At 63.4% G+C, this 13,933-nt stretch carries 12 protein-coding genes; 10 read left to right on the top strand and 2 right to left on the bottom strand.

Annotation, left to right across the window (positions count from 1 at the left end):
* Window positions 1–89: 89 nt before the first annotated feature.
* The 3 genes from AC3WK8_RS21515 (at window position 90) to AC3WK8_RS21505 (ending at window position 3,975) form a co-directional block, all read left to right on the top strand.
* Window positions 90–266 carry a hypothetical protein gene (locus tag AC3WK8_RS21515; RefSeq protein WP_022640180.1) on the top strand — a complete coding sequence of 59 codons (177 nt, stop codon included), beginning with the start codon at window positions 90–92 and terminating at the stop codon, window positions 264–266.
* Between the two features lie 80 nt (window positions 267–346).
* Window positions 347–2,506, top strand: coding sequence for a mechanosensitive ion channel family protein (locus tag AC3WK8_RS21510; RefSeq protein ID WP_103325809.1), 2,160 nt, complete (start codon window positions 347–349; stop codon window positions 2,504–2,506).
* 122 nt (window positions 2,507–2,628) lie between these two features.
* Window positions 2,629–3,975 (top strand): amidohydrolase, encoded by a 1,347-nt coding sequence (locus tag AC3WK8_RS21505; protein ID WP_103325808.1) that lies wholly within the window; start codon window positions 2,629–2,631, stop codon window positions 3,973–3,975.
* Window positions 3,976–4,159: 184 nt separating this feature from the next.
* Here AC3WK8_RS21505 and AC3WK8_RS21500 read toward each other — a convergent pair whose 3' ends face one another.
* Entirely contained in the window at window positions 4,160–4,873 is a 714-nt protein-coding gene (locus AC3WK8_RS21500) for a UTRA domain-containing protein (protein WP_103325807.1), read from the bottom strand.
* Between the two features lie 362 nt (window positions 4,874–5,235).
* Between AC3WK8_RS21500 and AC3WK8_RS21495 the strand changes: the two genes are divergently transcribed.
* The 6 genes from AC3WK8_RS21495 (at window position 5,236) to AC3WK8_RS21470 (ending at window position 10,627) form a co-directional block, all read left to right on the top strand.
* Entirely contained in the window at window positions 5,236–6,303 is a 1,068-nt protein-coding gene (locus AC3WK8_RS21495) for an ABC transporter substrate-binding protein (protein ID WP_103325806.1), read from the top strand.
* Between the two features lie 128 nt (window positions 6,304–6,431).
* A complete protein-coding gene (locus AC3WK8_RS21490; RefSeq protein ID WP_103325805.1) occupies window positions 6,432–7,238 on the top strand; it encodes an alkaline phosphatase family protein in 807 nt (268 codons plus the stop codon).
* On the top strand, window positions 7,235–8,080 hold the full coding sequence (locus AC3WK8_RS21485) for an ABC transporter permease (protein ID WP_103325804.1): 846 nt from the start codon (window positions 7,235–7,237) through the stop codon (window positions 8,078–8,080). The genes AC3WK8_RS21490 and AC3WK8_RS21485 overlap by 4 nt, the downstream gene beginning before the upstream one ends.
* Window positions 8,067–8,867 (top strand): ABC transporter permease, encoded by an 801-nt coding sequence (locus AC3WK8_RS21480; RefSeq protein ID WP_103325803.1) that lies wholly within the window; start codon window positions 8,067–8,069, stop codon window positions 8,865–8,867. Before AC3WK8_RS21485 ends, AC3WK8_RS21480 begins: the two co-directional genes overlap by 14 nt.
* A complete protein-coding gene (locus AC3WK8_RS21475) occupies window positions 8,864–9,853 on the top strand; it encodes an ABC transporter ATP-binding protein (RefSeq protein WP_053133287.1) in 990 nt (329 codons plus the stop codon). Before AC3WK8_RS21480 ends, AC3WK8_RS21475 begins: the two co-directional genes overlap by 4 nt.
* A 120-nt stretch (window positions 9,854–9,973) precedes the next feature.
* Complete coding sequence (locus AC3WK8_RS21470) at window positions 9,974–10,627, top strand: HAD family hydrolase (protein WP_022640188.1); 654 nt, start codon at window positions 9,974–9,976, stop codon at window positions 10,625–10,627.
* 45 nt (window positions 10,628–10,672) lie between these two features.
* On the opposite strand, the gene AC3WK8_RS21465 is transcribed toward AC3WK8_RS21470, so the two are convergent.
* Entirely contained in the window at window positions 10,673–11,635 is a 963-nt protein-coding gene (locus AC3WK8_RS21465) for a zinc-binding dehydrogenase (protein ID WP_031320289.1), read from the bottom strand.
* A 139-nt stretch (window positions 11,636–11,774) separates the two neighbouring features.
* On the opposite strand from AC3WK8_RS21465, the gene AC3WK8_RS21460 reads away from it, so the two are divergent.
* Entirely contained in the window at window positions 11,775–13,859 is a 2,085-nt protein-coding gene (locus AC3WK8_RS21460) for a carboxy terminal-processing peptidase (protein WP_164485038.1), read from the top strand.
* The last annotated feature ends 74 nt before the right edge of the window (window positions 13,860–13,933 follow it).

Genomic DNA, 13,933 nt, shown 5'->3' with positions numbered 1-13,933 from the left:
GACAGATCGCTGGTCGCTGATGCACATCACTACGAATCGCGACAAAACGACCTAGACTTATAAGCATTCCTTCTGAGGAGGCCATTGCCATGATTTCGATGTCTTCATTCCATGCCATGCTCGTGCCGATCCTCATTGGCATGATCCTCCTGGCCATCGGCTTCAATTTCCGCGACAAGAACCTGGGCGTACTCAGCATGTGGATCGGCATGCTGCTGATCCTCGGCACCGTGGTCTACAAGATCCTGGCCAAGCTCGCGGAATAAAAGCGCCGCTCGCCCTCGCATTGGATTTGGCGGCCTCGTACACTCGGTCGATACCGTAAACGTCCGAGGTTGACCGCCCAGTGTTCGCTCGTCTGTTCGCCCTGCCCTGCTATGTGCTCGTCTGCCTGCTGACCCTCCTGCCCCTCAACAGCGCCCAGGCCGTCGGCCTGCCTGGCCTGCTGGGCAACCAGGCCAAGCCCCAGCCGCAAGCCGAGGAGCCCCTGGGGCAGTCCCTGGACCAAGTGATCAAGTCCCTGGAGAACGACCAGCAGCGGACCAAGCTGCTGGCGGACCTCAAGCGCCTGCGCGACACCACGAAAAAAGCCCAGCCCACCCCCGAGGAAGGCGTGCTCGGGCTGATCGGCGGCACCTTGTCGACCCTGGAAAAGCAGTTTTCCGGCGCTGACAGCCCCGCGACCCGCTGGACCGACGAGTTCGAGCTGGCCAGGCAGGAACTGGCGGCCCTGGTACTGCCGGCCAGCCAGTGGCTGCCGATCATCTTCGCCTTTGCCCTGATCCTCATGGTCTGGAGCCTGCTGGCAGCGGCGCTGATCTGGCTCAGCCATCGCGTGCGCCTGCGCTTCGGCCTTACCGAGGACCTGCCCCAGCACCCCAAGACCTGGGACCTCTTGCGCTTCGCCTTGCGCAAGCTCGGCCCCTGGATGATCGCCCTGCTGATTACCGTGTACATGACCTATTCCCTGCCCTCGTCCCTGGGCAAGGACCTGGCCATGGTCCTGGCCTATGCCCTGGTGGTCGGCACCTGCTTCTCGGCGATCTGCGTGGTGGCATTCTCGGTGCTCGACGGCCCCCACCGCCATCGCGCCCTGTACATCCTGCGGCGCCAGGCGTTTCGACCGCTGTGGTGGATCGGCAGCTTCGCCGCCTTCGGCGAGGCCCTGAGCGATCCGCGCATGGTGGCCAGCCTCGGCCAGCACCTGGCCCATACCGCCGCGACCTTCGCCAATGTCATGGCCGCCCTGTCCACCGGGGTGTTCATCCTGCGCTTCCGGCGGCCGATCGCCCACCTGATCCGCAACCAGCCCCTGGCGCGCCGCCTGACGCGCCGGGCCTTGAGCGACACCATCGAGATCATCGGTACATTCTGGTACCTCCCTGCCCTGGTGCTGGTGGGCATCTCGCTGTTCGCCACCTTCGTCTCCGCCGGCGACACCAGCACCGCCCTGCGCCAGTCGCTGCTATGCACCGTGCTGCTGGTGCTGTGCATGGTGATCAATGGCCTGGTGCGCCGCCATGCCCAGCGCCCCCACCGCGGGCACAAACGCCATGCGCTGTATTCCGAGCGGCTCAAGGGGTTCTTCTACACCCTGGCCCACCTCGCCGTGTGGCTGGCCTTCATCGAACTGGGCTTGCGGGTCTGGGGCATGTCGCTGATCCGTTTCACCGAAGGCGACGGCCACGAAGTCAGCGTCAAGCTGTTCGGCCTCGGCGGCACCCTGATCTTCGCCTGGCTGATCTGGATCCTCAGCGACACCGCCGTGCACCACGCGCTGACCCGCTCGCGCAAGGGCCTGGCCAATGCCCGCGCCCAGACCATGATGCCGTTGATCCGCAACGTGCTGTTCGTGGCGATTTTCATCATCGCCACCATCGTCGCCCTGGCCAACATGGGCATGAATGTCACGCCGCTGCTGGCCGGTGCCGGTGTGATCGGCCTGGCCATCGGTTTCGGCGCCCAGTCGCTGGTGGCGGACCTGATCACCGGCCTGTTCATCATCATCGAGGACTCCCTGGCCATCGACGACTACGTGGATGTCGGCGGCCACCTGGGCACCGTCGAGGGCCTGACCATCCGCACCGTGCGCCTGCGGGACATCGACGGCATCGTCCACACCATTCCGTTCAGCGAGATCAAGAGCATCAAGAACTACTCCCGGGAGTTCGGCTACGCCATCTTCCGCGTGGCGATCCCCTACAACATGGAGATCGACGATGCGATCAAGCTGATGCGCGATGTCGGCCAGAAGATGCGCACCGACCCGCTGCAGCGGCGCAATATCTGGTCGCCCCTGGAGATCCAGGGGGTGGAGAGCTTCGAATCCGGCAGCGCCGTCCTCCGTGCCCGCTTCAAGACCGCTCCGATCAAGCAATGGGAAGTGTCCCGGGCCTTCAACCTGTCGCTCAAGCGCCACCTCGACGAGGCCGGGCTGGACCTGGCGACCCCGCGCATGAGCATCCAGGTGGTCACCGCCGGGGGCGGCTCCCAGACCGAGGCGTAACGCGAGCGGCACGCCGGGGCACGGCTGCGCGCTCCATGGCAAGGCGGTCCAGACAGGGCGGCACAGCACGCCACAGGACCTGGCAGCCCCGTACTCCAACAACAATCAAGGAGAGAGTCCCCATGCAGCTATCCACTATCGCCAGCGCTTGCCTGGTCAGTGTCCTGGCCTTGTCCGGCCACTACGTCCATGCCGCCGACGACAGCGCCATGGCGCAGGCCCGCAAGCACATCGCCGAACAGGCCAAGGCCCTGGAGCCGACACTGCTGGCAACCCGTCGCGATATCCATGCCCACCCTGAACTGGGCAACACCGAACACCGCACTGCCGAGTTGGTAGCCACGCAGTTGCGCGCCCTGGGCCTGGAAGTGCGCACGGGCGTCGCCCGCACCGGCGTGGTGGCGGTGCTCAAGGGTGGCCTGCCCGGCCCCACCGTGGCCTTGCGCGCCGACATGGACGCACTGCCGGTCAAGGAGGTCGCGGACCTGCCGTTCGCCTCCAAGGCCAAGGGGCGCTACCTGGACAAGGAAGTGGACGTCATGCACGCCTGCGGCCACGACGCCCACACGGCAATCTTGCTGAGCACGGCGAAAGTCCTCAGCGACATGCGCGAGCGCCTGCCAGGCACTGTAGTGTTCTATTTCCAGCCCGCCGAAGAAGGCCCGAGCGATTTCATTCCAGACGGCAAGAACGTCTGGGGCGCGAAGATGATGGTGCAGGAAGGCGTGATGCAATCGCCCAAGCCGGACGCGGTGTTCGGCCTGCATGTCTGGGCCGGGATTCCCGCCGGGCGCATCGCCTATCGCCCGGGCCCGACCCTGGCCAGCTCCGACGACCTGCGCATCCGCATCCTCGGCAAGCAGACCCACGCCGGCCGCCCCTGGGACGGCATCGACCCGATCACCGTCGGGGCCCAGGCCATTGTCGGGCTGCAGACCATGGTCAGTCGCCGAACCGATATTTCGTCGTACCCGTCGGTGGTCAGCATCGGCACCATCAACGGCGGCACACGCTACAACATCATTCCCGAATCGGTGGACATGACCGGCACCATCCGCTCCTACGACTATGGCATTCGCCAGAAACTGCACAGCGATGTACGCCAGACCGTGGAGCGGATCGCCGAGAGCGGCGGCGCCAAGGCCGAAGTGAGCATCATCGAGAAGTACGACCCGACCATCAACGACCCGGCCCTGACCGAGAAGATGCTGCCAAGCCTGCGCTGGGCAGCCAAGGACGATGTGGTGCAAGGGCCGCTGGTGGGCGGCGCGGAGGACTTTTCCTTCTATGCCAAGCAGGCGCCGGGACTGTTCGTGTTCCTCGGCGTGACGCCCCGGGACCAGGACATGGCCAAGGCCGCGCCGAACCACAACCCGGGATTCTTCGTCGACGAGTCGGCGCTGGTGGTGGGCGTGCGGACCCTGGCGTCCTTGACCACGGACTATCTGTTCGCCGGGGCCAATCCCTAACAGGCCGTTGAAAAGCTACCTGCGTTGCCATCGCTGCGTTAAAAACAGGGCTCAAAATGCTCATTTACCAAGCGTAAACTGCGCTTTTTCGCCTGTTTTTGCCTTGCGTTGACTGCCTCGCCTACGTTTTTCAACGGCCTGCTAAGCCTGCAAGCCCCTGCCCGCTGGCGCGAAGGCAGCGGGCTCAGGCCACATCCACACCGACGTGGATCGCATCGTGGCGCCAGAACTCCAGGTCGCAATCGATCAGCCGCTGATGCTGGTCGTAGTTGACCCGGGCGATGCGCAGTCCCGGGCTGCCCACCGAGACCTTGAGCGCCGCGGCCGCTTCCGGCTGCAGGGACGTGGGCACGATCTCGAAACGCACCCGCCCGTAATGCAGGTCGTAGTGCCGGGCATACAGCTCGGTGATCGACTGGTTCAGGTCCAGGTCGAGGATCTTCGGGAAGTACTGCGGATTCAGGTAATGCTCCACATACAGCACCAGACGCTCGTCGATCCGTCGCACCCGGCAGATCTGGATCACGCTGGACAAGGCCGGAAGTTGCAGCCAGGCGCAGACCGCTGCCGACGCCGGTTGCAAACGTGCACAAATCACCTCGGTGGACGGCACCCGGCCCTGGGCGCTGACCATGGCGTGGAAATGGCTGCGCTGCATCAGGTTATAGGCCAGGCGCGGTGGCGAAACGAACCACCCCCGACGCTCCTCGCGGTAGATCTGTCCCTGGGCCTCTAGTTGCAGCAGAGCCTCACGCACGGTGATCCGGGTAGTGGCGAACAGCTCGCTGAGCTTGCGCTCGGCCGGCAGCTTGCTCCCCGGCGCCAGCAAGCCATGGGCGATCTGTTCTTGCAGTACCTGGCCGATGGCTGTCACCGCCTTGGTTGCCTCTATACGCATCAACGTTACCTATCTGGACTAGACCAGCACCGTCCCAGTGCCTGGCAGCGACCCGTACGGCCTCCTGCTCCTGACTGCAAAGCCTAGGCAACGCAGATGACTGATATGTGACAAAGCTTGCGAACGGCCCTGGCCAGGGCGGCAATTTTCCCGCCAGGGCCTTTGAAAACGGGGGTTTTTCCGTGGTCTACGCTTAGTTCGCAGTGTCGAGCCTGCGCCTGGCCCCAGGCGTTCGCAGCAGGCATCGACATAAAAGTGTCATCCAACAGGCTTAGATTGGCTCAGGTATTGCTGACCTAGACCAACCCACCGCAAGACTGTCGATCACAACGCAGCGTGGAACACGCCCAAAGGAGCTTCGGATGAAACAGCTTTTCCTGGCATCACTGTTAGGTTCGACCATCGCCATGTGTACCGCCGCCATGGCCGCTGACAACGACTTGAAAACCCTGGAAGCCGCTGCGAAGGCGGAAGGCGCCATCAACAGCGTCGGCATGCCCGATGACTGGGCCAACTGGAAAGGCACCTGGGAAGACCTGGCCAAGACCTACGGCCTCAAGCACATCGACACCGACATGAGCTCGGCCCAGGAAATCGCCAAGTTCGCCGCCGAGAAAGCCAATGCCAGCGCCGATATCGGCGACGTTGGCGCCGCGTTCGGCCCGATCGCCGTCAAGCAGGGCGTGGTCCAGCCCTACAAGCCAAGCACTTGGGCGCAGGTCCCGGACTGGGCCAAGGACCAGGACGGCAACTGGGCCCTGGCCTATACCGGCACCATCGCCTTCATCGTCAACAAGAAGCTGCTGCACGGTTCCGAAGCACCCAAGAGCTGGGCCGACCTGGAAAAGGGCAAGTACAAGGTGTCCATCGGTGACGTGAGCACCGCCGCCCAGGCTGCCAACGGCGTCCTGGCCGCCGCCATCGCCAAGGGTGGCGACGAGAAGAACATCCAGCCGGCGCTGCTGATGTTCGCCGAGATCGCCAAGCAGGGGCGCCTGTCCCTGGCCAACCCGACCATCGCCACCATGGAGAAGGGTGAAGTGGAAGTCGGCGTGGTCTGGGACTTCAACGGCCTGAGCTACCGCAACAAGATGGTCAACAAGGACGACTACGAGGTGCTGATCCCGTCCGACGGCTCGGTGATCTCCGGCTACACCACCATTATCAACAAGTACGCCAAGCACCCGAATGCGGCCAAGCTGACCCGCGAGTACATCTTCAGCGACGCCGGGCAGATCAACCTGGCCCGTGGCAATGCCCGCCCGATCCGCGCCGAACACGTCAACCTGCCGGCGGACGTCAAGGCCAACCTGCTGCCCAACGAGCAGTACAAGCACGTGACGCCGATCAAGGATGCCGAAGCCTGGGAGAAGACCTCCAAGGCCCTGCCGCAGAAGTGGCAGGAAGAAGTGATCATCAACATGCAGTAATGCTGCATCCGTAGGGGCGAGGCTTGCCCGCGATCCAGGCGCTGCGGTCTATCTTGAAATCGCAGCGACACCATCGCGGGCAAGCTGCGCTCCTACGGGATTGTTCGGTCTTGCGGAGCCCTTGCCCCATGTCACACAACGTCATCCTTGTCGTGCTCGACGGCCTCAATCACCAGGTCGCCCGCCACGCCATGGGACATCTTCAAGCCTACGTCGGCGCAGGACGCGCAGCGCTGTACCAAATGGAATGCGAGCTTCCGGCACTGTCCCGCCCGCTGTACGAATGCATCCTCACCGGCGTGCCGCCGATCGACAGCGGCATCGTGCACAACCAGGTCTCGCGCCTGTCCACCCAGCGCAGCCTGTTCCATTACGCCCGGGCCGCCGGCCTGGGCACCGCCGCTGCCGCTTACCACTGGATCAGCGAGCTGTACAACCGCACGCCGTTCAATGCAGCGCGAGACCGGCACACCGTCGCCCCTGAGTTGCCGATCCAGTACGGCCACTTCTACTGGAGCGACCACTACCCCGACTCCCACCTGTTCGCCGATGCCGAGGACCTGCGCCTGCGCCACGCTCCCAACCTGTTGCTGGTGCACCCGATGAACATCGACGACGCCGGCCACAAGCACGGCCTGGACAGCGCCCAGTACCGCAACAGCGCACGCTCGGCCGACATCATCCTGGCCGACTACCTGCAAGGCTGGCTCGACGCCGGCTACCAGGTGCTGGTGACCGCCGACCACGGCATGAACGCCGATCGTTCGCACAATGGCCTGCTGCCGGAGGAACGGGAGGTGCCGCTATTCGTCATCGGCGAGGCCTTCAGCCTCGATCCCGGGGCCACACCGAAGCAGACCGAACTGTGCGGCACCATCTGCCAACTGCTCGGCGTACCCCACGACAAACCCTTCTGCCGGGAGCTGTTGAAGTGAATTCAGTGACCCGTGGCAAATGGCTGGCGGCCTTGTGCCTGGTGCCTTTCGCCCTGTTCTTCCTCGTGTTCCAGCTGGCCCCGCTGGCGTGGGTGCTGATCAACAGCCTGCAGTCCGAGGAGTTCGGCTGGGGCCTGGCCAACTTCAGCAAGATCTTCAGTTCGAAGTTCTACCTGCAGGCGATCCAGTACAGCCTGGAGATCAGCTTCTGGTCCAGCGTGTTCGGCATCATCATCGCCGTGCTGGGTAGCTACTCGCTGCGCCGGGTCGACTCCAGGTTGCGCAACTTCGTCAATGCCTTCGCCAACATGACCAGCAACTTCGCCGGCGTGCCCCTGGCCTTCGCGTTCATCATCCTGCTGGGCTTCAACGGTGCCATCACCATCATGCTCAAGCAGTCGGGGGTCATCCAGGACTTCAACCTCTACTCCAAGACCGGCTTGATCATCCTCTACACCTACTTCCAGATCCCGCTTGGGGTGCTGTTGCTGTACCCGGCTTTCGACGCACTGCGCGAAGACTGGCGCGAATCCGCCGCCCTGCTGGGCGCCAGCGGCTGGCAGTTCTGGCGGCATATCGGCCTTCCCGTGCTGACCCCGGCGCTGCTGGGCACCTTCGTGATCCTGCTGGCCAACGCCCTGGGCGCCTATGCCACGGTCTATGCCCTGACCACCGGCAACTTCAACGTCCTGCCGATCCGCATCGCGGCCATGGTTTCCGGGGACATTTCCCTGGATCCGAACATGGCCAGCTCCCTGGCGGTGGTGCTGGTGGCGCTGATGACCCTGGTGACCATCGTCCATCAGTTGCTGCTCAAGAGGAGCTACCATGTCTCGCGCTGAACCTGGCTCCGTCGCCCTCTACCACCGGTTCGTGGTCTGGCTGCTGTTCGCCATCCTGCTATTGCCGCTGCTGGGGACCTTCGTCTACTCCATCGCCAGCAGCTGGTCGGCGACCATCCTGCCCAGCGGCTTCACCTTCAAGTGGTACCTGCAGTTGTGGAGCGACCCGCGCTTTCTCGCGGCCTTCGGCCAGTCGCTGCTGGTCTGCGTCGGCGCCCTGGTCTTGTCGGTGGTGCTGATCCTGCCGCTGCTGTTCGTGGTGCACTACCACTTTCCCAAGCTCGATGCGCTGATGAACATCCTGATCCTGCTGCCCTTCGCGGTGCCGCCGGTGGTGTCCTCGGTGGGCCTGCTGCAGTTATACGGCTCAGGCCCCCTGGCCATGGTCGGCACGCCGTGGATCCTGATCGGCTGTTACTTCACCGTGGCCCTGCCGTTCATGTACCGGGCCATCACCAACAACCTGCAGGCGATCAACCTGCGGGACCTGATGGACGCCGCCCAGCTCCTGGGCGCCAGCACTTGGCAGGCGGCCTTGCTGGTAGTCCTGCCGAACCTGCGCAAGGGCCTGATGGTGGCGCTGCTGCTGTCCTTCTCGTTCCTGTTCGGCGAGTTCGTGTTCGCCAACATCCTGGTGGGCACCCGCTACGAAACCCTGCAGGTATACCTGAACAACATGCGCAACAGCAGCGGCCACTTCACCAGCGCCCTGGTGATCTCCTACTTCTTCTTCGTGCTGGTCCTGACCTGGGCCGCCAACATCCTGAACAGGGACAAGAGCCAATGAGCTTCGTCGACGTGCAACACCTGCAAAAGCACTACGCGGGCACCACGGTGTTCAGCGATATCAACTGCCAGATCCACAAGGGCGAGTTCGTCACCCTGCTGGGCCCCTCCGGCTGCGGCAAGTCCACCCTGCTGCGCTGCATCGCCGGGCTGACTCCGGTGGATGCCGGCAAGATTCTCCTCGACGGCCAGGATATCGTGCCCCTGAGCCCGCAGAAACGCGGGATCGGCATGGTGTTCCAAAGCTATGCGCTGTTCCCCAACATGACCGTGGAACAGAACGTCGCCTTCGGCCTGCGCATGCAGAAGGTCAACGCCGACGACAGCCACAAGCGCGTCAGTGAAGCCCTGCAACTGGTGGAGCTCAAGGACTTCGCCAGCCGCTACCCACACCAGCTCTCCGGCGGCCAGTGCCAGCGCGTGGCCCTGGCCCGTTCCCTGGTGACCCGGCCGCGCCTGCTGTTGCTGGATGAGCCGCTGTCGGCACTGGACGCGCGGATCCGCAAGCACCTGCGCGAGCAAATCCGCAATATCCAGCAGGAACTGGGCCTGACCACCATCTTCGTCACCCATGACCAGGAAGAAGCGCTGACCCTGTCGGACCGGATCTTCCTGATGAACCAGGGCCAGATCGTCCAGAGTGGCGATGCCGAGACCCTGTACACCGCGCCGGTGGATGCATTCGCCGCCGGCTTCATCGGCAACTACAACCTCCTGGACGCCGAGAGCGCCAGCAAGCTGTTGCAGCGTCCGGTGAGCGGGCGCATCGCCATTCGCCCCGAGGCCATCGAGCTGCGCAAGGACGGCCAGCCGGACGCGCTGATCCGTGGCCACAGCCTGCTGGGCAACGTCATCCGCTATCGGGTCGAGGCCCACGGCGTGGAACTGGTGGTGGATGTACTCAACCGTTCGGCTGCCGACCTGCACGCCAATGGCCAGCGCCTGGCGTTATCCATCGATCCGAGCGCCCTGTGTGAGGTAGCTTGACGGCAGCGACAAGCTTCAAGCTGCGAGCTTCAAGTTATAGATAGACCGCTAAGCACCTAAATCCAATTCTTGCAGCTTGAAGCTTATAGCTTGAAGCTGTTCTCGGAGAGAACTGCACTAATGGCCCTGGCAATTTTTGATCTGGACGAAACCTTGATCCACGGCGACTGCGCCACCCTCTGGAGCGAGCAGATGGGGCGCCTGGGTTGGGTCGACAGCGAGTCGTTCATGCGCCGCAACAACGAGCTGATGGACGCCTACAGCCATGGCAAGCTGGCCATGGAGGAATTCATGGCGTTCAGCCTCGAGCCCATGGCCGGGCGCAGCCCGGAGGATGTGGCCCACCTGGTGGAGCCCTGGGTCGAGGACGTGATCGAGCCGATCATCTTCAGCGATGCCTGCAAGACCCTGGCCGCCCATCGCCAGGCCGGCGACCGGATCCTGGTGATCTCGGCCTCGGGCACCCACCTGGTGCAGCCGATCGCCCAGCGCCTGGGCATCGATGAAGTACTGGGGATCGAGCTGGAAGTGCTCAACGGCGTCTATACCGGCAATACCCTGGGCACCCTGACCTACCGCGAGGGCAAGATCACCCGGTTGCTGCAATGGCTGGAAACCGAACAGGAAAGCCTTAAGGGCGCGACCTTCTATTCCGACTCGCGCAACGACCTGCCGTTGCTGCTGCGAGTGGATCATCCCCAGGTGGTCAACCCGGATCCGGTACTGCGCGAGCATGCGCAGCAAGCCGGCTGGCCGATCCACCACTGGAAATGACCGCATGCCTGCGGGAACCGGCCGTGGGCCAGCTCCCGCAGATGGTCATGCCAATGCGGAGTCGATCACCAGGACCAGCTTGCCCGATACCTGGTTGGTGGCCAGTTCGGCGAATGCGGCTTCGGCATCCTCGATCGGGAACGTCCTGGCCAACTGGGGGCTCAGGCGCCCATCGCCGAACAGCGGCCAGACGTTCTGGCCCAGATCGCTCAACAAGTCGGCCTTGAACTGATCGCTGCGGCTGCGCAGGGTCGAACCCAGCAGCTGGATCCGCTTGGCCAGCACCTTGGCCAGGTCCAGTTGCGCCTCGCGCCCGCCCATCAGGCCGATCAGCACCCAACGCCCATCGAGGGCCAGCAGCTTGAGATTATCGGCCGCGTAGCCAGCCCCCACCGGGTCCAGGACCACATCGAAGGGGGCGAAATCCCGCAGTGCATCCAGGCCATCGGTGCGTATCACGCCCCCCTGGGCCCCCAGTTTTTCGCAGTAGGCCAGGCGCTCGGCGGAGCCGACACTGACCCAGCACGGACTGCCGAAGGCCTTGCACAGCTGGATCGCCGCCGAACCGACCCCACTGGCCCCAGCGTGCAGCAGCACCTTTTCCCCGGGCTTGAGCGCCGCCAGCTGGAACAGGTTCAGCCAGGCCGTGGCATAGACTTCCGGCAACGCCGCGGCCTCGACCAGCGACAATCCCTCGGGCACCGGCAGCACATGGCGTGCATCGACCACCACTTCCTCGGCCATGCCGCCACCGGCCAACAGCGCACAGACCCGATCACCGATTTTCCAGGACGAACCCGGGCCGACTTCACTGATCACCCCGGAGCATTCCAACCCCAGCACCTGGCTGGCCCCGGCCGGCGGTGGATAGAGCCCCGCGCGCTGCAGCAGGTCGGCCCGATTCAGGCCGGCGGCGGCCACGCGAATACGAACCTGGCCCGCATCGCAAGTCGGGCTTGGCTCTTCAACCCACTCCACATGACCTTCAACGCCTTGCAATGCTTTCACAGTGCCTCCATAGTGAGTCTGGACTGAGCCCGGAGGTTATAGCACCGGGCTTTTTGCATTATGCGACCGGCCCTGATGGAACCGGCGACTTCTAAGACGGCCTAATATGCGTTATCAATTGCCCCCGCGTCGAATCAGCATGAAGCATCTGTTCCCCAGCACCGCCCTCGCTCTTTTCATTGGTTTCGGCCTACTGCCGATGTCGACCACTACGCTCGCAGCCAATAGCTGGGACAAGCTTCAGCCTGATCGCGATGAGGTAATTGCCAGCCTCAATGTTGTTGAACTGCTCAAGCGTCATCACTACAGCAAGCCACCTTTGGACGACGCACGCTCGGTCATCATCTACGACAGCTACCTGAAGCTGCTGGACCCATCGCGCAGCTACTTCCTGGCCAGTGACATCGCAGAGTTCGACAGGTGGAAAACCCAGTTCGACGACTTCCTCAAGAGCGGTGACCTGAACGCAGGCTTCACCATCTACAAGCGCTATCTGGACCGGGTCAAATCCCGCCTCGACTTCGCCCTGGCGGAACTGGCCAAGGGTGTCGACAAGATCGACTTCACCACCAAGGAAACCTTGCTGATCGATCGCAAGGAAGCTCCATGGCTCAAGACCACCGCCGAACTCGACGACCTGTGGCGCAAGCGCGTGAAGGACGAAGTGCTGCGGATGAAGATCGCCGGCAAGGAGCCCAAGCAGATCCAGGAAACCCTGACCAAGCGCTACAAGAACCAGTTGGCGCGCCTGGACCAGACCCGGGCCGAGGATATCTTCCAGGCCTACATCAACACCTTCGCCATGTCCTACGACCCGCATACCAACTATCTGTCGCCGGATAACGCGGAGAACTTCGACATCAACATGAGCCTGTCGCTGGAAGGCATCGGCGCGGTACTGCAAAGCGACAACGACCAGGTCAAGGTCGTGCGCCTGGTACCGGCAGGCCCGGCGGACAAGACCAAGCAGGTCGCCCCGGCGGACAAGATCATCGGTGTCGCCCAGGGCGACAAGGAAATGGTCGACGTGGTGGGCTGGCGCCTGGACGAAGTGGTCAAGCTGATCCGCGGTCCCAAGGGCACCCTGGTGCGCCTGGAAGTGATCCCGGCCAGCAATGCGCCGAACGACCAGACCAGCAAGATCGTGCCTATCACCCGGGAAGCGGTGAAGCTCGAAGACCAGGCGGTGAAGAAGTCGGTCCTCAACCTCAAGCAGGACGGCAAGGACTACAAGCTCGGGGTGATCGAGATCCCGGCCTTCTACCTGGACTTCAAGGCGTTCCGCGCGGGTGACCCGGACTACAAGAGCACCACCCGTGACGTGAAGAAGCTGCTGACCGAACTGCAGAAAGAGAAGGTCGACGGCGTGGTCATCGACTTGCGCAACAACGGCGGCGGTTCCCTGCAGGAAGCCACCGAGCTGACCAGCCTGTTCATCGACAAGGGCCCTACCGTGCTGGTGCGTAACGCCGATGGCCGGGTGGATGTGCTGGAAGACGAGAACCCCGGTGCCTTCTACAAGGGCCCGATGGCCCTGCTGGTCAACCGCCTTTCGGCCTCGGCCTCGGAGATCTTCGCCGGCGCCATGCAGGACTACCATCGCGCGTTGATCATCGGCGGCCAGACCTTCGGCAAAGGTACGGTCCAGACCATCCAGCCGCTCAACCATGGCGAGCTGAAGCTGACCCTGGCCAAGTTCTACCGGGTTTCCGGGCAGAGCACCCAGCACCAGGGCGTGCTGCCGGATATCGGCTACCCATCGATCATCGATACCAAGGAGATCGGTGAAAGCGCGCTGCCCGAAGCCATGCCTTGGGACACCATCCGCCCGGCCATCAAGCCGGCGATGGATCCGTTCAAGCCGTTCCTGGCCCAGCTCAAGGCCGAACACGAAAGCCGCTCGGCGAAAGATCCGGAATTCGTGTTCATCCGCGACAAGCTGGCGCTGGCGCAGAAGCTGATGGCGGAAAAAACCGTGAGCCTCAACGAAGCCGATCGCCGTGCGCAGCATGCCGATATCGAAGCCAAGCAACTGGCCCTGGAAAACATCCGTCGCAAGGCCAAGGGCGAAGAGCCGCTCAAGGAGCTGAAGAAAGAGGATGAGGACGCGCTGGCCGCTGCCGAGCCGGACAAGACCAAGCCTGAAGACGACGCCTACCTGAGCGAAACCGGGCGCATCCTGCTGGATTACCTGAAGCTCAACACTTCGGTGGCCAAGCACTGAGGATGATGGCAATTTAATTCGAGCGCTCCTCGGAGCGTCATCAAATAGTCATCATTCTGTCGTGAAATAAAGGA

The organism is Pseudomonas sp. FW507-12TSA (assembly GCF_058781435.1).
The sequence above is the reverse complement of the archived record's forward strand: the minus strand, read 5'-3'. Positions and strand labels throughout refer to the sequence as shown.